Source organism: Microbulbifer pacificus, assembly GCF_002959965.1.
GTDB lineage: Bacteria > Pseudomonadota > Gammaproteobacteria > Pseudomonadales > Cellvibrionaceae > Microbulbifer > Microbulbifer pacificus_A.
This window is the reverse complement of record NZ_PREV01000027.1, coordinates 1-19,254: the sequence shown is the minus strand read 5'-3', so window position 1 is coordinate 19,254 and position 19,254 is coordinate 1. Positions and strand designations below refer to the sequence as shown.

Genomic DNA, 19,254 nt, shown 5'->3' with positions numbered 1-19,254 from the left:
AATATTCATCCGCAGCCCGAGACAAACCAGAACCCAATAAAAAATCCAGATGGAGCAATCAATGCCATCCGTTGTACGAATCCTGCTGATCGCGGGCCTGTGTGGTCTCGCTACTGCCTGTAGCCTGTTCAAGTTTCCCGGAGTGCACCGTATCCAGGTCCAGCAGGGCAATATCGTCACCCAGGAGATGGTGGATCAGCTGAAGCCGGGGATGACCCGCCGCCAGGTGCGTTTTGTCCTGGGCACACCGCTTGTAGAAGACACATTCAATCCCAACCGCTGGGATTACATCAATCGCGTGCGCGAACCCGATGGCGAGGAGTCCCAGAAACGCTTCACGGTCTATTTCAACGGAGACCAGCTGATCGAGACCAGTGGCGACTGGCAGCCCGCCGGCTGGCCCTGATTTCGGGTAGCCCGCCAGCTTATTCGCTACCGGCCTGACGCTTTGCTTTTTCCGCCCGCTGTTTGCGCGCCTCCTTGGGGTCCGCGATCAGCGGGCGGTACACTTCCACTCGATCCCCCGGCTGCAGTACATACTCCGCAGCCGCCGCCAATCCCTTGGTGCCCAAAGCCTGACCAAAAATCCCAAGCCGGGCTGTCGCTGGGTCTACCTCGGGGTATTCCCGCGGGATACCGGAGAGCTCCAGCGCCCGCAGCGCGGTGGTGCCCGGCTCCACCAGCATACTGATCAACCGCTGCTCATGGGGCAGCGCGTACACAACTTCCACCGCGATGGTTTTCTGGCTGGTCATCCTTTATCTCCGCTTTGTCTCTCGCCATAAATTTTCCCGGCCCGCTCGCACATGGCATCAACCATCTGATTGGCGATGCCCCCAAACAATTTCCCTACCGCCGCCCCCAGCAGGCGATTACTTACGGCAAACTCCAGGATAAAACCGACCTTGCACGCATTTTCCGCAAGTGGGGTAAACGTCCAAACGCCGTTGAAACGGCTGAATGGACCATCGACCAGCGTAAGCGTCATTCTCTCGGGACGCTCCAGGCTGTTGCGGGTAACAAAGCTTTGGGTGATACCGGCTCGGGCGAGGTCCAGCCGCGCTTCGAGTATGTTTTGATCCTGGTGAAGTACTTCCGCACCGCGACAACCGGGCAGAAACTGCGGGTAACTGCCCACATCATTCACCAGATCAAACATCTGTTCCGCACTGAACATCACCAGCGCACTGCGTTCAATTTTTGTCATTGCTCAACTTTTGTCTCTGCTCAAATAGGCCCACTGCTCAAACATTGTTCCGCAAAGGCATTTTTTGCCTATTCTGTGTCGCACGGGACACATTTCGCCCGTGACGCTACTCAAGGCGGATAAATCCTGCAACAATCGCCCTCCATCCACTCAGGTGAATTCAGGGCGTTTCCGACATTCTCGCCCCTCAGGGTGGGCCGATTCCGCCGCACAACGTGTGACGCAGCGGTAATCAATCAGACGACAAGAATAACAGGCAAGCGAGAAATCTATGTCCGCAGCAAGAGAACATTTTGGATCCCGAATCGGCTTCATTCTGGCCGCCGCAGGTTCCGCAGTCGGTATCGGCAACCTGGTATCTTTCCCGGTGGCTGCCACCAAAAGTGGCGGCGGTGCTTTCCTGCTGGTTTACGCGCTGTTTGTATTCCTGATCTGCCTGCCGGTCATGATGGCGGAACTGGCCCTCGGCCGCAGAACCGATAAAGATCCCGTGGGCGCCTATCGCCAGCTTTCCGGCGGTTCAAAACTGTGGCGTATCCCCGGCTGGCTCGCGCTGATCACCCCTTTTATGATCGCCGTCTTTTATATGGTGGTCACCGTGTGGGTACTGGGTTACATGGTGGAGATCTTCAAGGGGAACCTGGATACCCTCGCCACCGAGGCCTACTTCGGCGAATTCATTAACTCCAAAACGGTGTTCATCTATCTGATCGTGCTGATGGCCATTATCAATGGCGTCCTCTCCCTCGGGGTCAAAGACGGTATTGAGCGCGCCGCCAAGACCCTGATGCCAATCCTGTTCATCATGCTGGTCGCGCTCGTATTGTTTGTGCTCACTCAGGAAAATGCGCTGCTGGGCGTGAAGTATTACCTGATTCCCGACTTTGCCAAGCTCAATGCGGAAGTGGTCAGCAAGGCCATGGCACAGGCGTTTTTCTCCCTGTCGCTCGGCATGGGCATCATGATTACCTACGGTTCTTACATGAAGAAACGGGATTCCATTCCCGGGTCTGCCAAGGCGGTTGCCCTCACCGACACACTGGTGGCGTTTACCGCCGGCCTGCTGATTCTGCCGAGCGTGTTCCACTTTAACCCGCAGATCGACCCCACTACCCTGAGTGACTCCTCCGCCGGCATGATCTTCCTGTTCCTGCCGAAAATATTCCTGTCACTGCAGAGCAGCATTGGCTATTTTGGCGCCAGCGCCATCGCTGCAGCCTTCTTCTTCCTGGTGTTTGTGGCCGCGTTAACCTCTCTGGTTTCCATCATTGAGGTCCCCATCGCCACCCTGCGCGATGAGCGCGGTATGAGCCGCAAACAGGCCATCACCACCCTGGCGGTGGTACAGTTTGTGCTGGCCGCGCTCTGCGCCATGTCTTTCGGTATGGCCGACTGGCTGACCCAGTTCGTGAAGATTGCCGGCAGCGATAAATCCTTCTTCGATCTGGTAGAAATCCTGTTTTACGATACCATTCTGCCCCTCAATGGCCTGCTGGTATGCCTCTTCGTGATCTACAAGTGGAAGCGGGCCAATTTCGACCAGGAGCTGACCGAGGGAGACAGCGGCTTTGCCGGCTCCCTGTCGCAGAAGTACGTGAACTTCGCACTCGGCACCTTCATTCCCGTAATTCTGCTGCTGATCTTCATCAACACCGTTGCCCTGAAGTTCTTCGGCACCAGCTTCATCTGAAGCTGACTGTTTAGAGACAAAGCCTGCAAAGGCGCAAGTTGTACACATGGCAAAAAAGAAGAAAGCCCCGGCTTCCAACACCATCGCCCTGAACAAGAAGGCCAAGCACGACTATTTCATCGAGGAAAAGTTTGAGGCTGGCCTGGAGTTACAGGGCTGGGAAGTCAAATCCTGCCGCGAGGGCAAAGCCCAGCTCACCGACAGCTACGTCCTGTTCAAAGATGGGCAGGCGTGGCTGCTGGGCGCGCGCATCCAGCCGCTCATAAGTGCCTCTACCCACTATGTGACCGAACCGGACCGCACCCGCAGGCTGCTGTTGAACCGCAAGGAAATCGCCAAACTGATGGCCTCGGTCGAGCAGAAGGGCTACACCTGTGTGTGCACCGCGCTCTACTGGAAAAAGCACCTGATCAAGTGCGAAATCGCGCTGGCCAAGGGCAAGGCCCTGCACGACAAACGCGATACCGAGAAAGAGCGCGACTGGAACCGCGAGAAGCAGCGCCTGATGCGCCACGATCACCGCTGATCCCTGATACTGGAGCCCGCCGCCACAAGCGGTGGGGTGACGTAACCTTTATCCACTGACCGTCGACAACACCGACCAGAAGAATAATTACAGGATTTTCCATGAGTGCACCGCGAGGACAGTTCAGTTCCAACTTCGGCTTTCTGATGGCCGCCGCCGGCTCTGCCGTCGGCCTCGGCAACATCTGGGGCTTCCCCACCAACGTAGCGTCCAACGGCGGGGCCGCGTTTGTGGTGGTGTATCTGCTGCTGGCGTTCATGCTCGCCTACCCGGTACTGATGGCGGAACTCACCATTGGCCGCCACGCGCGTCGCAATATGGTGCAGGCACTGCGCGGCATCGCCACCGGCCCCACCAGCCGTGCTGCCGGCACTGTTGCCGGTCTCGCCGGCATCGCGGTCGCCTCCCTGATTCTCAGCTTCTACGCCATTGTCGCCGGCTGGATGGTGGCACACCTCGCCGATCCCTTCGCGCAACTGGTCGGCGCCAGTGACACCGCCCAATGGCTCACCGGTGGCAGCACCGCGCGCAACTTTACCTTCACCGCCATCTTCAGCGGCCTCACCATGCTGATCATTGCCAGTGGTGTGGAAAAAGGCATCGAGCGCTGGTCTACCCTGCTGATGCCGGCACTGATCATTCTGTTACTGCTACTGATCGCCTACGTGCTCACCCAGCCCGGCGCCATACTGGGTCTGGAGGCCTACCTGATCCCGGACTTCAGCAAACTGTCACCGCAGCTGCTGCTGTCCGCCATGGGTCAGGCGTTCTTCTCCCTGTCGCTGGGTGTCGGCACTATGCTGATTTACGGCTCTTACCTGAGCAAACAGGAGAGCCTGCCGCGCCTCGGCGCCCTGGTGACCCTGATCGACGTGGGTATCGCGTTTACCGCCGGCCTGCTGATTCTGCCCGCCATGTATGTGGCGCAGGAAGCCGGCACCCAGATCTTTGCCGAGTCCGGTGAGTTGATTGCCGGCCCTGGCCTTATCCTGCAGGTTCTCCCCGCCCTGTTCGACACTATGGGTACCACTGGTCTGTTCGTGGCCATTGCCTTTTTTGCGCTGATGGTCATCGCCTCCCTTACCTCTTCCATCTCCATGCTGGAAGTACCGGTGGCCTTCTCCATCGAGAATCTCGGCCTCAAACGCAAACCCGCCACTCTGCTGATGGGCGCGATCATCTTCGGTATCAGCAGCCTGATCATCTTCAACTTCGAGACCCTGTTCGGCCTGGTCATCTCCATCAGCACCGAGTACGGACAACCACTGCTGGGGGTTGTCCTGTGCGTGTTTGCCGGCTGGATCTGGCGCAAGGACCAGCTACTGGCAGAGCTGAAAAAAGGGCACGAGGACATCGAGCAAACCCTGTTCTGGAAAGTCTGGCCCTGGTATGTGCGCATCGCCTGCCCGGTGCTGATCCTGGCGGCGTTTGTCCAGTCCATACTGTAACCATCGATTGGGGCCGCAGATCGCGGCCCCGCGTTTTTGTATTCCCTCATGCGTTTCAAGAAATCATCACCTCCACCGAAAAGAAACCGCTCTGGCACTGATCGCGGCACCGGGCGCCCTCACCCCCAGGAAATGCTGGAAGTCGACATCGAACAGCTGAGTCACGAGGTGCGGGGCATTGCCCGCCACCGCGGCAAAACCCTGTTTGTGGACAACGCCCTGCCCGGGGAAAAGGTCAAAGCCCGTATTACTGCCAGTCGCGCCAAATTCGATGAGGCGGTGGCGACTGAAATCCTGGAGCCCGCGCCGATCCGCCAAGCGCCACCCTGCCCCCATGCAGCGGAGTGCGGTGGTTGCTCGCTGCAGCACATGGCGCCAACTGCGCAGATCGAGGCCAAGCAACATATCCTGCTGGACCAGCTGCAGCGTTTTGCCAGCGCGGCCCCGGCGGAGATTCTGCCTCCCCTGACCGGACCCGACCTCGGCTACCGCAGCAAGGCCCGTCTCGGTCTGCGCTACGTGAAACCCAAAACCGGCGGCAGGCCCGAGCTGGTATTCGGGTTTCGTGAAAAAGGCTCCAACAACCTTACAGATATCAGCCAGTGCCTGGTGCTGCCGGAGGCGTTCTCCACACTGATCCCGGAACTGAAACAACTGGTGAAGCGCTGCAACACCCGCCGCCACATCTCCCATATCGAAGTGGCCATCGGCGAAGACGCCACGGCACTGGTGGTGCGCCACCTGCAACCACTGACCGACGATGACCACAGCCTGTGGCTCGGTTTTGCCCGCGACCACGGCCTGCAGCTGTATTTGCAGCCCGGCGAAGAGGCCCACAAAGCGTGGCCCGAAGACGGTGCGGAGCGGCTCGCCTACGCCCTGCCGGAATTCGGCGTCACCCTGCAGTTCCACCCGCAGGACTTCATTCAGGTCAATTTCGACATCAACCGCAAAATGGTGCACACCGCCGTCGAGCTGCTGGATCTGCAGCCCGAAGACCGCGTGCTGGACCTGTTCTGCGGACTCGGCAACTTCACCCTCCCCATCGCCACCCGCGCGCGCGAAGTGGTGGGCGTGGAGGGCATCCTGGAACTCACCCGCCGCGGACAGGAGAACGCCGCCGCCAACGGCCTCAATAACATCCAGTTCCAGGCCGCCGACCTCACCGCCGACTTCACCCGCAGCCCCTGGGCCCGCGGTGGCTTCGACAAGATCCTGCTGGACCCACCGCGCACCGGCGCGCTGGAAGTGGTGCGCAATATCGGTCACTTCAACGCCAGCCGCATCGTCTACGTCTCCTGCAACCCGGCCACACTCGCACGGGATACTGCGGAACTAATCCAGCGCGGCTATCGTCTCAGTAAGGCAGGCGTAATGGATATGTTCCCCCACACCACCCATGTGGAATCCATTGCCCTGTTTGAACGGCAGTAACTGAACGGTCACTAAATTTCTCCACCACCCTATGGTGGCCAGTGACGTTCAGGTATACTCGCCGCCACGCAAATGCGTTTCGTACCGAGCTGCTTCACCGCAGCCGCACGAACAGAGTTTCCGGGGATGACTTGGATTCGACGTTGGTGGCGAAACCATGGGTGCATGCCGTGAGGGTAGCGAATCACGTAAATCCAAAGCTGCATTTTATTAGTTGCCAACGACGACAACTACGGTGCCCAACTGGCTGCGTAAGCAGCCCGTGACGCACTACTAAGGGTTCGCCCTTAGCGGCCTTCAGTAAGGTTCCAGTACCGCGCTGCAGGCTGTCATACAGAACTGGATCGTCCTGAAGCGTACCTGACGTGGATGGCCTAAAACTTATTCAGGCTCGCTCTTCACGTCCTGCCCGCTGGGCTGTAAAGAGCTAAATCAATAGGCGGAACTAAGCATGTAGAGCCTCTGGCAGAGTGCTGACGGACGCGGGTTCGACTCCCGCCATCTCCACCAAATTAAAAAGGCCCGTTACCGCAAGGTAACGGGCCTTTTTAATTTGGCGAGCTGTCGCGAGTGGAACGCTTAGCGAGGGTTCGATCAGCGCGCAAAGCGCGTTAAGACGGCCGAAGGGCCGCCCCGAAGGGGGGTGAAATCACTCCCGCCATCACGCCCTACCAGCGCCCCACCACATGCATACAGGGCGATGGATGACAGCACAGGATAAAGTGGGCAAAGGTACCCCCTTACTCTTACGTCTTGCCCACGATTTTGAGTCGAATAACCACGGAAGAAAACTTCGAACACGACTTCAATAAAGCCATACAAAGGCTCTCTAAACGAATGCGACGCTAATATCCACTCAAAAGATTGCGCCACCAGAGGTAGAGGCTCTCGTCATTAGACTGGGTACTTTATTCATCTGGACGGGTTTTGTGACGGGTTCTTAAAAAATAGCTATGGATACCCTCAATAAATCAATGAGTTAGGATGGCTTTTCGACTCCCGCCATCGCTGCCCCTCCACTACTTAACAGAATAATTTAAGGCCTTGGGGTAGCGAGCCTTCAAGCAATGACCAGAACTCAGTCCATATTTCGCTCCTCCAATACCTTCCGGCTTTTTCTGCGTGAGTTCCCAGTGCGCCCCCATGCTGGCCTTAAGGTTTGCAGGTAACGCATCAACCGGGGCCACAAGCGTACTGTCGGCAGGCCATTCCTGTAGCAGCTCGGGTTTGAACCCTTTCGGATATTTCAGATCCGGATTGATCTCCTTATCTCGCACAAAAGAATTCTGGATCTTTGTTCTATTTGTTTATCTATATCCACCCATCCGCTAACAACTTTTTTTCATTACCAGATGCCACGACACAGAGAAATGCTCGAGCTCTAGTAAAAGCGACGTAAGCCAATTCACGGCGCTCCATCTCTTCTCCGGAAACAACAAGAATAATTACGGGACGCTCAAGTCCCTTATAGCGTTTCACCGTATCCACTACGACTTCTTCGAGTGACATGTCTTCTGCATCAGCAATGGGAATACTGGTTCCACTAGACCGTTCCAGGAAGCCAATCCGCGCGGACGGGCTGTTTACAAGCACAGCAATCTCGCTAGGCGCGACCTCTTCATTGAACACGAGTCGTCGAAGCTCCCTGAAAGCTGCCTCGATTTTAGCCTGCTCGGTCTCCGCCTCGATCCAAGCAACCTCAAGCCCATCAGGGCCATCTGCAGTGATGTCGGGACCGGAATAGTGCACCAGTGCGCTATTGTGAATGTTTTTTGTGTTCCGAAGGTTCCGGGAAAGGCGGACAGGTACAACGCTCAGATCATGAATTCCGGTTCCAGCATGCTCGTATACCTTCTGATTGCTGTCCATGAAGACCCGAAGCCTACCTTCACTTTTCAGGCAGGCATCGATTGCGATCCACCAGTCAATTCGAAAGTCCTGGCCTTCATCGATAATGATCGTGTCCCATTTCAGCGAAGGCCGGGATTCCACTGCTTCGTATAGCGCGTTCGGAAGAATGCTTTCGTAGAGCTCTTGTCCGCCCGGATCGGTCGGTACCGGAATATCTGCCAAGTGTGCCATACGGCCACAGAGCGAATGAAATCCGACGACCGTAAGGTTTGGAATATTATTCAACGTCCTTTCGAGATTCTTTGCCAAAGGTCGGCTGAGACAGGTGAGCAAGGTCTTTCGGCCACTCGCAGCAGATCTGATTGCCTCCTCGACTGCGACCACCGTCTTTCCTGTCCCCGCTCCACCGCGTACCAGTGCGCGCGGAATCTCGGCAATTGTATCAAGAATCTGATACTGGGCAGGCTCAAGAGCGGTAAACTCAGCATCGGCTTCGGCGATTGCCGCACCGATCCGAAAACTCAGGGTGAATGGCTTGGCTAGCAGGTCCTCGAGCGCGGCAATTCCGTCATGCCCGAGGCCCTGACAGTTATCGGGCCTCTGCCCTTCCTTCATGCGCTCCGCGATCCAATCACGCAGTCCGTTACGTAACTGAGTGGAGCAACAAAATATTCGCCCGGGACGGTCGGAACCGAGATCTTTTGGAGGTGAGGCCGCACTCGGGAATATCACACCATGTGTTGTGTGGATGTAACGGCGTTGCCACCGGTTCGAGGTATTGAGGCGCTTCAAGATCTCGTACTTGGCACTTCTCGCTTGCCCAACGGGATCTTTAATCTTGTGAACAAAACCAAAGGCGTCCTTGCTTCGCCACTGATCATCCGTTGGGTCGTATGAGATCTCGCCGCCTTTAACCTCGATAGCGAGGATCCCATGGTCGGGATGTGCGATCAAAAAGTCGCACTCGCCATCCTTTTCATTTCCCAGTCTGTCGGTCCCGAGCCATGGGCTCGAATAGAAGACCTGGAAACTGTCGTCAAGGACTTCGGCGAGCCTATTGTATACGCGCACCTCTGCCCGGCGCCGCCGATCTTCCAGAACTGAACGGGGGAGTTTTCTGGGCCAGAGCACAGCCATCAGGATCTCCTAAGCATGTCTTCAAAAAAGCCGAGACCCGAGCCAGTGCCATCGCCAGTCAACAGTCCACGATCGAGAAAGCTGTTGAAAACCTCGCAGGATGTTTCCGGCGCAAGGCAGCAAGCGTGACATACCGAGTGTGAGTAGCTGTTGACAGCTCCCATCATGTCCGTAATACAGATCGGGTCGGACGAACACCATTCGATCGCTTCGATTGCGCGCTGTAGAATGCCCTCAATTCGCCCCGCCTTACCCTGTCTTTCCAGGCCGCCAAGTGTACCGTCTGAGTCCGGCGTGGCCGTGTAAATGAGTAGCCCTGCCATCGAGTCATCACCGGTTCCAGCATATATTCTCTCCTGCAGGGACGCAGACGAGTATCCGCATTCCAGTGTCAGCTGACGCATGAGCGCGTGAGCAAGGGTATGGCAAAGCATGTAGCGTGCCGTGATCGGCTCGGGTGATCTCGCGTCATCACCGTAGCGATCCTTCCAGTCGGCCCGATGTCGTGTATCGCACTCGGCAGCACGCTTGACCACATCTGGTCGGCTTTCCCACAGTGACAGCCGTTCCTCATTCAGAGCAAGAAAGATACCTTCACCACGCACCTCGATTGCGGGGAGCCAGTCTAGAGGTTCTTTTGAGAGCGCAGCGACTTCAGGCGAATCCGGGTCACCAGGGGGATTGATCCGCGTGAACCCCCTTAGGGCGCGGACCTCTCGTAATCGGACCGCACGAACCACGCGAGACACCCAGGGAGCGATTTCTGTTGCCACCGCTACACGGCGGGTTTCGAAATCAATATCGTGAGCTCGACTGCGACCCGGTTCCGTAACGAACTGGCGGTACTCAGCGGGCCTCAGATCATCGGTGCGAACTTGTCCATACGACGTGAGGCGGGCCCGGATAACCTCTGCGAGTTCGGCAGGGGTCATGTCGAGCTCCTTTAGAACACTCTCGAGATCACCCTTTGCGAGTAGCTCGATGTAATCCTCAAGCTTCGAGAGATCGTCAAGGTTTACGAGCGCACTCCACCAGTCCCCGAGCGCCTCCTGAACCTGGTCGGACCACGGAGGAATACTGAGAGCCGACTCCGTGACGGCAAAAAAGAGGTTCGACGCACCTCGCTGGACAGCATTTTGCTCCTGTCCACATTTTTCGTCTCCGTTGGCCAACCAAGGGCGACGTCCCCGACACTTCGGCCCACGCTCCCACGTTTTCTTGGAAAAAACGCCATCCATCGACCTGCGAGCGCCGCACTTATTGCAGCTCAGAATCAGACCGGCAAGGCCTGGCTTCTCTGAACGAAGGAGCAAGCCGGGATGGCGGTCAGGGTTATCTCGCTTTGATATAGCGCAATCCGGCGTGTGCCCCACCCACCAATCCCACGGAAACTCGTCCACATGGCCTTGCTTACATGCCATAACAAAGCGCACCGGGATCACGAAAACTTTGTTACCGCCATGGGATTTCTCGGTACATGAGGGGCAGTAGCGATACGCCTTGCCCGGATCGCCTTTCCAGCGCCTTTCTGGCTTGATGACATCACAGCCAGGGCATTGCAGCCAATTCGGGAATCGTACTGCAACGAGGCGCCTTGTGTCGGGCTCATCGTCCTTTCCACGTTCCAGTGTGACCGGAGGTGTTCTGAAACCTTTGACGCCAAGCTTCTTCTGAAGACGTGTCTCCCGGATAACTTGAGGATGGGCCATACCTGCGGGAGGGAAAGACCGGTCCCATTCCTCAAGCCCTGCCGCGATACCGGAAACAGCACCTCCACCTGCCCTGAAATCCACTACTGAACCAGGGCCGAATGTCGTAACCACTGCGCTGCGGCGAAGCTCCTGAAGTTCATTCTTCATATGTATCATCCTTTGCCCTGAGGACAGGGGCCATTCTGAAAGGTGTTCCTGCCTCCACCGTCCGCATTGAATTCAGTGTTGGCCACGCATTTCCTGTATCACGTCCCGCGGCCCTGCGTGCTGCGGCGCGTTCCGCACTTTGGAGCAGGGATTTACCGCCCTTGTAATCGCTCCAGTAAACCTCCGGAGACCTTGCTCTCCACGCGTCAAGCCGCCGCTCGAGCTCTTCCCTCACTGCCCGCTCCTCGGGATCGATGCGATTAGCGCGTTCGACGATCCGGTCAATGATATCCATCGCCTTGTCTTCGGCGTCGTCATCCATGCGAGGAGAATCGAGCATGTCAGGAACCAAGTGGCGGACAGCTGCCACCAGCGCGGCATGCATCGCCCGGTCGCGAGCTCTCGATGCGAACGGTGTGACGCTTGTTGCCTCGACGTCCCGATAGAGCGTCTGATGCCAGCTGCAAAATGTCTCGAAATGCGAGCGATCCCGCGCTTTCGCGTTGTTGAGAACGGAGACGACCAGTCCACTCACTCCCCCCCGACCAACCCGGCTTGTGGACTGGATATACTCTGCAATGGTTTTAGGCTGACCGTTGACCAGCATCAGCCCAAGACGCGAGATGTCCACGCCGACGCTCACCATATTTGTGGCAAGTACGGCATCAACCGCGCCCGGGAAACCGACTCGGATATCCAAGAGGTCGAGCATCCCTCGAATTTCCTCCTGTGTTCTTCGGGACGTCAGTTCTTCGACATTGCTGAGGGGTCTCTCTTCCTCAGACCGAGCCTTCGCATAGAGGGAGATACTGTCCGTCACGTCGTCTTGCATCAGAACGAGCGCGCCACCCAGCTCGCGAAGTGAGTTGAAATAGCCAACGAGGGTCCAGTAGGCGTCCTTGCGAACATCATCACTGAAGGCACCAAAAGCGGTCTGTAATAGGGAGCCGGCCACGGCCTGTAGTGTAAACTTTGCCGATCGCCCTGCTGTCGTGGCCCCAAGATATCTTCGGCCTGTCGCGGTGGGCCGTCTGTCGCCGACAGCAAATCCGGAATCATCATGGTCGATAGCGGGAGGCGGGAACTGAAATGCGTCCCGATCGAATAGCGCCAATACTTGCTCAGGTGCCCTGCGGATGGTGGCAGTCGAGCCGATGATTTTCGTCCTGTGTCCGCGCGTAGCGAACAAAAGGTCAAACGCCGCCTCGTAGGTCCCCGCAATCGTCCCCAAAGGTCCGGAAATTAGATGGAGCTCGTCCTGGATGATGAGATCCGGTGGCGAGCCATCCGAAATGCCAAAAAGGCTGTTTGTCCTCCTCTCCCTGACGATCTGGGCAAACTTGTCGGCCGTTCCGATCAACAACGTCGGCCGGCTGTCATAAACATCGTCGTCGACCGTGAATACTGGCAGTGGCCCGTACACTATGCACTTTTCGTTCGCGCATTCAGCGCTTACGGGTGAGGTCGCATTCTCCATCTTCCAGGTTATTTTCCTGCTACAGGCCGGACAGCGGGCCAGCTGCTTCGGCGATGCGACTTCCGATGAACCCCGGAGGGAGGTTAAGGCCTCCGCCCGCTTGTTGGGAGTCGCATCGCCCCCAACCCAAAGACCAATCGAGAAGGGCTCCTCGCCCTGGAGCGGCATGCCCTCCCCTGAAGCCACGCGCCCCAATCGTATTGCCTCGAGAGCCACTATCATGGCAGCCGAACGCGCAAACTGTTGCGTTGTTAGAAGACGAAGTGTGTAGCGCATAAGCGCACACACGCCGCTATGATCATTTGGGTCATCGGAAAGCCGGCGATAAACCGCGACGCATGCAATCAGTGCGAGGTAGGCTTCAGTCTTGCCACCACCGGTCGGAAACCAGAGCAGATCCATCATCCCTCGATCCTGATGATCCCTATCCACCGAGGATGGAGCACTGAGCAACAAAAATCCCAGCTGGAACGGGCGCCAACGCAATGGCCCGTGGCGGCTCTTGGAATTGTCCCATGAATGCTGCAGGTGCATGGCGAGATTTGCCAGCTGGAATGCCCGCCGCAACCGCGGGTTCGTGCCCAGCTCCTCCACCGATGCCTGCATGCGCTCAAGTGCTTCCTCACATCGGCCAAGGTGTGCCTTTGCAACATCACTGAGTGCAGGGTTTACATCTCCAGGGTCGTCGACACGTTGCCGCTGCAGGTTTAGCCAGCGCCCGTAAGCGCTGCAGAATGCCAGAAGTGCCTCTTGGAGGGCCGCCGAATCTGCAGAAGCCAGAGCCTCGGCCGACAATGGATCGAAGACCCGCCCCCCTTTGCCAAGCTCAGCAAAGAACTCGTGGCCATTGGGGTCTACTCCCTCGACGATCGCTGACGGCAGCCAAGTGGTGGCGACCCACCTCGCCGCGGGGTGCTGTCCTGCATCGATGCCCAAAGCTTCCCATTCCGCAGAGCAGACATGCCCCACCGCGAACTCCGAGACATTTCTATATAGGAGTGCCCCGCTTTGCTCATCAGTGACCTGAGCGACCGCACCTTCGTCCTCTCGCTCCGGACCCGCGGAAACCGGGCGCCGGGGGGGCTTTGGCACGAGGGAGGTACCCTCGCACGGCTCTACATGGATTGCGGTCTGAAAAAGTGTTGCGGCCTCGATTTCGTCGCGGCTCTGTTCAGCCGTGATGGTGTTTACCAGCGTTAGAGTTACAAGAACGGCATTCCCCGCGCGGATACAACGCACGCTTAGGGAAACATCGGGAATCTTATCGCCGTGTTTTGCAAGACGTACCTCATGCGTGGGGCCTGGTGAGAGCGCCAAACTCGAGATTTCCACTCTGTGCGGTTGTCGGATCCACACATCAATATTTTCACGTTTCTCTTGTCGATATGTGGCAAAGGTGCATGTGACGCGAACGTACGGTGTTCCTTCGGAAGCGCAGCTGAACGAAAGGCCGGCAACAGAGGGCTTCTGAATCGAGCGTGTCCTGACTGCATCGTTCTCGCTATCACTCTCCTCGCTGGTGCCGGAAGCCGCAGTTGCGAGGCGTTCATCATCCTCGCCCGACATAGCAGTACGCTGTGGCCAGAGAATACCCGTAAGATAGACATCGGAAGGGCGTGCCGTGATTTCCTCGTATGTACTGTGTGGCCCGACCAGATCCTCAGCGAGCCGGCAGGCAACAACATCTCTTTCATCTGATTTATCTTGCATTGTTGCTACCTTTTACGCTTACCAAAATAAAAAGATGGGTAGGCAGAAATTTTCGGTGCCAGTATGAAACCGGAAGACGCCCAGGGCTCATTCAGGACTTCAAGCTCACTGTCGTCCGACGCCAAGACAATAGTGGAACAGCCCAACCCCCGTACGTGATTGACGTATCTTGGCGGTGTATGGCTGCCCTTCTGACTCCTATTCGTAAGGATTTCCCAGAGATCATATGTGATGTTGCGCGTAAGAGATCCGACACACGGCCCTTCACTGTCAGCGTAAATCCGATAGCGCCAATCAAGATCGGGGTCTGCCGTCAGCGAATATGTGGTGACGACATCAGCTACCTTTGCGAGGAACCCCTGTGCAGCAGCGGCATCTCCTGGACTGAATTCACTCCGCCCAACGAGCCCGCTTGCGGATATGTCGCCGTCACGACCGGTCTCAATCATCGTTTTACCTCTCATCGTCCAGCCATAAACTCGACCGGATGAAAGTGTCCCTGATCTGGAAGCAAGCCCTTCACCGACAACAAGAGAGGTTCGTGCCCGCGTGGCGCCGACAAACAACACACGCGCCTCCTCAGCCTCATCTGCAATGTCTTCAAACTCTCCGCCTTTCGGCAGGAGCAAAACAACGTTACTTGCCTCGCGGCCTTTGCTCGCGTGAATGGTCCCGACAATCGGTCCAGGAAGACCGTGTTCTGCCAGAGCCAGTTCAACGGGCGGCCGATTCTGGCTCAACCGGCGTCTCAATCTCTGCATATCAACTGATCCGTCCTTTTTCCCGGCAATTCTCAGGAGACGACTCCATGCGTCGGCAGGGCCATATTCCGGAGCAGCTTTGTTCTCGACCCGTGCTGACCACAAATCCAGAAAGACACGCTCTGGAAGGAATGGCTCGAGGAAATCAAAAAAGCAAAGTGCAAGCCAGGATGGCAATGTTGCGCCATAGCCCGAGAGACGTAGTCGATGCGGGAGATCACAGAATTGCGAGGCCATCAGGACTTCGGCCCTGGTTCGGAAGAGCAGGAGATCTTCAGCCGTAAAGTCAGCAACTTTCAACTGTCTCCAACTAAGCCCGCTTCTATCCGCCAAATCCCTGATTTTTTGAGCGGTTTCTGCGTGTAATCCCACCCTTTGGTTTTGAGCGTCGAGCAATTCCCTTCGAAGTTCAGAGAATATTTTCCTAAGCCCGGGGGAGGAAGTACGGTGGATCTTTCGCAGGGCAACGGTTGTAAAGCGCCGCCCCTCCGCACTTCGAAGTCGGTCGAGTAATGAGCTTCCGGGCTTTGCGGATGCAGCTTTGCCGCATCCGATCGCAGCATCGGAAAAGCCATAGATTGCCTGGGCTTCATCGGCGAATACGGTTACCCCACAGTCTACAGGCAATCGTTTGACCAGCGCTTCAATCAAATCTGCCCGCTGACCCACAAGGTCCTGAGCCTCGTCGATTACGACGTGCTCTATCTGGGATAGCTCGTCTGCAACATCTTCATCATTCTCGAGAAGTTCGATAACACGCTCGATGTTCTCCTCGTAGGTTCCGGTGAGCCGGGCGCTCGTATCGTGTCCGGAATGAATGGACCACGCATGGGAGTCGACGGTTGCTATTCGGATCGAGAATGAATCGTCACCCACATATGAATGAAGCCGGGCACGGATTTCCGCAACAGCGGTCCTGGTGAAGCTGATCATCCATGTGTTGGTTGGCTCGATATCCTCCTCGCTGATCAGATGTGCGAGGCGGGCGCAGGCAACTGCTGTTTTACCCGTCCCGGGACCTGCTTCGACGGCAAGCCGTGCTTCACTGTCTGCTTCTATCACTGTGAGCTGATCCTGATCCCAACCTGAGCTCAGAGGTGCCTTTTCAGCGATATTCATCAATTAACAGCTCCACTTTAATTATTGTTTTGACTTGGACCGGAAAATGGCATGGTTGACGAGGCCATCAACGGTTTTGTTATTAACATATAACCTGAAATTGTACGTGAGTTCCAGAAATGTGGAATAGACCCTGCCGGCGCCCAATTTGATGCAAATTCAGTCAAAAGCTGCACGAATATCCGGCAGAGCCCCGATCAACGGCAAAAGCCTTACCCGGGGATGATTTGGCCTGGTAAGATACTGCGAATTCTTTCAGACTCGCTCTAGTATAAAATATGATCAGCTTTGTAGATCTCTTCTGTGGTGGAGGCTTTGGGGCCCGTGGAGCCGTGAACGCGGATGCCCGGCCATTGCTGGCCGTCGATGCGTGGGATTTGGCCACCAAAACCTATAAAAGCAATTTTCCATCCGCAGAGGTTATCTGCTCGCCGATAGAAAGATTAAAGCCTTCACAGCTGGCCAAGAAGTACCGGCCAGATGTCTTATTGACATCTCCCGAATGCACTTCTCACTCCATAGCCCGCGGAGCAAAGCCAGGCAGTGAGAAAAGCAAAGAAACAGCTATTGGAATAATTCCCTGGATAAAGGCCATGCAACCAAGATGGCTTATTGTTGAAAATGTAAACCGGATGAAGAAATGGGGACGGCACAATGAGCTTATCTCCACTATCGAATCATACGGATATACCGTTAATGACCTGTATCTGAATGCTGCTGACTTTGGCACTCCACAGGCCAGGAAGCGGATGTTTTTGATTTGCGATAAGGAAGGCTCAGTCATCACTGAGGAAGATCTTAAATCGCTTCACAAGAGAGGCTTGAAAAACGCAAGGTCAGTTATTGACTGGTCTGGAAAGTACAAAAGCACCCCTCTTTACAAACCCGGGCGCGCCCAGGCCACTATTGAGCGCGCTGAAAGGGCTATGGAGGCTCTCGGTCACGGCAAAGACTTTATTATCGTGTATTACGGTTCCGATTATGCAGGGGGATGGCAATCTCTGGATGCTCCACTTCGCACGATAACCACATTGGACCGTTTTGGGCTGGTAACCTGGGATGGCACTACTCCGTACATAAGAATGCTACAGCCACCAGAACTGCTGAAGGCCATGGGGGCAGGATCCAAACATACTCTTCCGCACGGTAACAGAAGAGAAAAAGTTAAATTGTGTGGGAATGGTGTTTGCTCACCGGTGATGGAAATGATTTTTAAACAGATTTCCCAGATTCATCTGGGCGAAATAGATCTGGCATCCTAAGTGAATCTTTCGAAGACTGACTTGATTGTTGACCGTGTTTACGGTGGATCCCGGGAAGGAAATGCTTCGGATGATCCACTTCCCAAACTTTTGGGGGTAGACAGCGGGGCCGGCTTCCGACATCTGGGCAAGCGGCCGGAAATAGAAACGCTCAAGCTGCTCGCGCTCAAATCAAACTTCAATGATCCAGACTGGCCCGATCACCTGGACACTGAAAGCGGATTGTTCACTTATTTTGGAGACAACAAATCCGTCCGCGAGATTCATGACACTCCGAGAAAGGGCAATTTAATTCTCAGAAACCTGTTCGATGCCCGACATACCTCAACTTCCTTTGATCACTTTCCCGTAATACTGCTGTTCGGCGGAACAGGGCAGTATCGCGATGTACGATTTCTTGGCTTGGCTGTTCCTGGTGCCCAGGATCTTGGTCCGGATGAAGATTTGGTAGCGATATGGCGGGCCAAGGGTTCCGCTAACCAGCGCTTCCAGAATTATAAATCTATCTTTACAGTCTTGAATGTTCCCGTTGTATCACGCAAGTGGATTGATGACATCAAGGAAGGCCTTACCGTAAATTCCCCACATGCGCCGAAAACCTGGCTTGACTGGGTAAAATCCCGAAAATTTACCCCTCTTTATGCACCCCATAGCCTGGAAATCCGCAGTAAAGAGCAGCAGCTCCCCGCAAAGACCGAGGATCTGAAAATACTGGAATCAATTTACAGGAAGTTCAAGGAAAACCCCGTACGTTTTGAGTACTGCGCTGTTGCAATTGCCAAGCTTATGATGCCAGCCATTGGTTCCTGCGAGATCACGCGTCCCTGGCGAGATGGAGGGAGAGATGCCATAGGAAGCTACAAGATCGGCAGCGGACCCAGTGCCATCGAGGTGGACTTCGCACTGGAAGCAAAATGCTACAAGCCCGGATCTGGTGTTGGTGTTGGTGTTAAGGAGCTTTCCCGCCTGCTCTCCAGGCTGCGGCACCGCCAATTCGGGGTTCTGGTGACGACATCGTACTTGGCTCCCCAGGCGTACACTGAACTGAAAGATGACAATCATCCCGTAATCATTATTTCAGGGGCAGATATTGTAAAAATTCTCAAGGAAAAAATCGGATCATATCTAGCCATAACCAAGTGGCTCTCTAACTTTTAATCTGTCGCGACTCTAGAGTTCTAACAACTACTTCTACGCAATCGTCCAGCGAATCCTTTATTTCATGCTCCCAGAACCTGATAACTTTCCAACCCTGACATTCAAGTAGAGCGTTATTCTTCTTGTCTCTTTCGACATTTTTTGAAATTTTTTCCTCCCAGAATTTGGCTCGTGTTTTAGGCGGAGTGTAGTGCTTTGGACACTTATGCCAAAAGCAGCCATCAACAAAAATAGCCACTTTAGAAGTTGGGTATATAATATCTGGTCTACCTGGCAATTTATTTTTTATTCTATACCTTAAACCCAAAATCCATAGTGCCTTACGGAGACTCAACTCTGGCTCAGTATTGGCCCCCTTTATTTGTGACATGCAGTATGCTCGCTGCTCGGCAGACAAAACATCTGTCATTCTGACACTCCCAATCAAGCAGTCCCAAGATTCCTAAGCCACCGTTATTTACTCAACATTTTTTATTCTATCCCTCACTCTCTAAGACAAGGCATTTCCTTTTAGGAAAATTTTTAACATATTCTCCTTGCTTTTCGAAAGGAGATAATACGTCTGTATCTGCACCCTTTAATTTGATACTTATCGACCCAGAGCAGCTATGCTTC

At 55.4% G+C, this 19,254-nt stretch carries 15 protein-coding genes and 1 other RNA gene; 8 read left to right on the top strand and 8 right to left on the bottom strand.

All coding sequences use genetic code 11. The features are described from left to right. The first annotated feature begins 61 nt into the window (after positions 1 to 61). Positions 62 to 406 carry an outer membrane protein assembly factor BamE gene (locus C3938_RS10995; protein WP_105103360.1) on the top strand — a complete coding sequence of 115 codons (345 nt, stop codon included), beginning with the start codon at positions 62 to 64 and terminating at the stop codon, positions 404 to 406. 19 nt (positions 407 to 425) lie between these two features. Here C3938_RS10995 and C3938_RS10990 read toward each other — a convergent pair whose 3' ends face one another. Together C3938_RS10990 and C3938_RS10985 are read right to left on the bottom strand one after the other, a co-directional pair. Beyond that, complete coding sequence (locus tag C3938_RS10990; RefSeq protein WP_105103359.1) at positions 426 to 755, bottom strand: RnfH family protein; 330 nt, start codon at positions 753 to 755, stop codon at positions 426 to 428. Next, positions 752 to 1,207: a type II toxin-antitoxin system RatA family toxin gene (locus C3938_RS10985; RefSeq protein WP_105103358.1), complete on the bottom strand. Its 456-nt coding sequence runs from the start codon at positions 1,205 to 1,207 to the stop codon at positions 752 to 754. Before C3938_RS10985 ends, C3938_RS10990 begins: the two co-directional genes overlap by 4 nt. Positions 1,208 to 1,478: 271 nt before the next feature. On the opposite strand from C3938_RS10985, the gene C3938_RS10980 reads away from it, so the two are divergent. From C3938_RS10980 to ssrA, 5 genes are all read left to right on the top strand, one after another. Then, positions 1,479 to 2,897: a sodium-dependent transporter gene (locus C3938_RS10980; RefSeq protein ID WP_105103357.1), complete on the top strand. Its 1,419-nt coding sequence runs from the start codon at positions 1,479 to 1,481 to the stop codon at positions 2,895 to 2,897. Between the two features lie 46 nt (positions 2,898 to 2,943). Continuing rightward, a complete protein-coding gene (gene smpB, locus C3938_RS10975) occupies positions 2,944 to 3,423 on the top strand; it encodes an SsrA-binding protein SmpB (protein WP_105103356.1) in 480 nt (159 codons plus the stop codon). Positions 3,424 to 3,524: 101 nt separating this feature from the next. After that, positions 3,525 to 4,871 carry a sodium-dependent transporter gene (locus tag C3938_RS10970; protein ID WP_105103355.1) on the top strand — a complete coding sequence of 449 codons (1,347 nt, stop codon included), beginning with the start codon at positions 3,525 to 3,527 and terminating at the stop codon, positions 4,869 to 4,871. Positions 4,872 to 4,919: 48 nt separating this feature from the next. Further along, a complete protein-coding gene (rlmD, locus tag C3938_RS10965; RefSeq protein WP_105103354.1) occupies positions 4,920 to 6,305 on the top strand; it encodes a 23S rRNA (uracil(1939)-C(5))-methyltransferase RlmD in 1,386 nt (461 codons plus the stop codon). 122 nt (positions 6,306 to 6,427) lie between these two features. Then, positions 6,428 to 6,815: a transfer-messenger RNA gene (gene ssrA / locus C3938_RS10960) on the top strand. A 509-nt stretch (positions 6,816 to 7,324) separates the two neighbouring features. Here the strand turns inward: ssrA and C3938_RS10955 are convergent. From C3938_RS10955 to C3938_RS10935, 5 genes are read right to left on the bottom strand one after another with little or no spacing between them, the layout of a single operon-like run. Beyond that, positions 7,325 to 7,582 (bottom strand): hypothetical protein, encoded by a 258-nt coding sequence (locus tag C3938_RS10955; protein WP_105103353.1) that lies wholly within the window; start codon positions 7,580 to 7,582, stop codon positions 7,325 to 7,327. A gap of 34 nt (positions 7,583 to 7,616) precedes the next feature. After that, positions 7,617 to 9,293, bottom strand: a complete 1,677-nt coding sequence (locus C3938_RS10950; protein ID WP_105103352.1) for an NERD domain-containing protein — start codon at positions 9,291 to 9,293, stop codon at positions 7,617 to 7,619. Continuing rightward, positions 9,293 to 11,152 carry a DUF1998 domain-containing protein gene (gene drmB / locus C3938_RS10945; RefSeq protein WP_105103351.1) on the bottom strand — a complete coding sequence of 620 codons (1,860 nt, stop codon included), beginning with the start codon at positions 11,150 to 11,152 and terminating at the stop codon, positions 9,293 to 9,295. The genes C3938_RS10950 and drmB overlap by 1 nt, the downstream gene beginning before the upstream one ends. Then, a complete protein-coding gene (locus C3938_RS10940; RefSeq protein WP_105103350.1) occupies positions 11,142 to 14,339 on the bottom strand; it encodes a helicase-related protein in 3,198 nt (1,065 codons plus the stop codon). The genes drmB and C3938_RS10940 overlap by 11 nt, the downstream gene beginning before the upstream one ends. Before the next feature lie 5 nt (positions 14,340 to 14,344). After that, entirely contained in the window at positions 14,345 to 16,219 is a 1,875-nt protein-coding gene (locus C3938_RS10935) for a UvrD-helicase domain-containing protein (RefSeq protein WP_105103349.1), read from the bottom strand. 278 nt (positions 16,220 to 16,497) lie between these two features. Here C3938_RS10935 and C3938_RS10930 point away from each other — a divergent pair, with 278 nt between their 5' ends. Together C3938_RS10930 and C3938_RS10925 are read left to right on the top strand one after the other, a co-directional pair. Then, positions 16,498 to 17,481 carry a DNA cytosine methyltransferase gene (locus C3938_RS10930; protein WP_105101276.1) on the top strand — a complete coding sequence of 328 codons (984 nt, stop codon included), beginning with the start codon at positions 16,498 to 16,500 and terminating at the stop codon, positions 17,479 to 17,481. Next, positions 17,482 to 18,639, top strand: coding sequence for a restriction endonuclease (locus tag C3938_RS10925; protein WP_105103348.1), 1,158 nt, complete (start codon positions 17,482 to 17,484; stop codon positions 18,637 to 18,639). On the opposite strand, the gene C3938_RS10920 is transcribed toward C3938_RS10925, so the two are convergent. Next, positions 18,629 to 19,048, bottom strand: a complete 420-nt coding sequence (locus C3938_RS10920) for a very short patch repair endonuclease (RefSeq protein WP_105101274.1) — start codon at positions 19,046 to 19,048, stop codon at positions 18,629 to 18,631. The two genes, C3938_RS10925 and C3938_RS10920, sit on opposite strands and share 11 nt — an antisense overlap. Positions 19,049 to 19,254 lie beyond the last annotated feature (206 nt).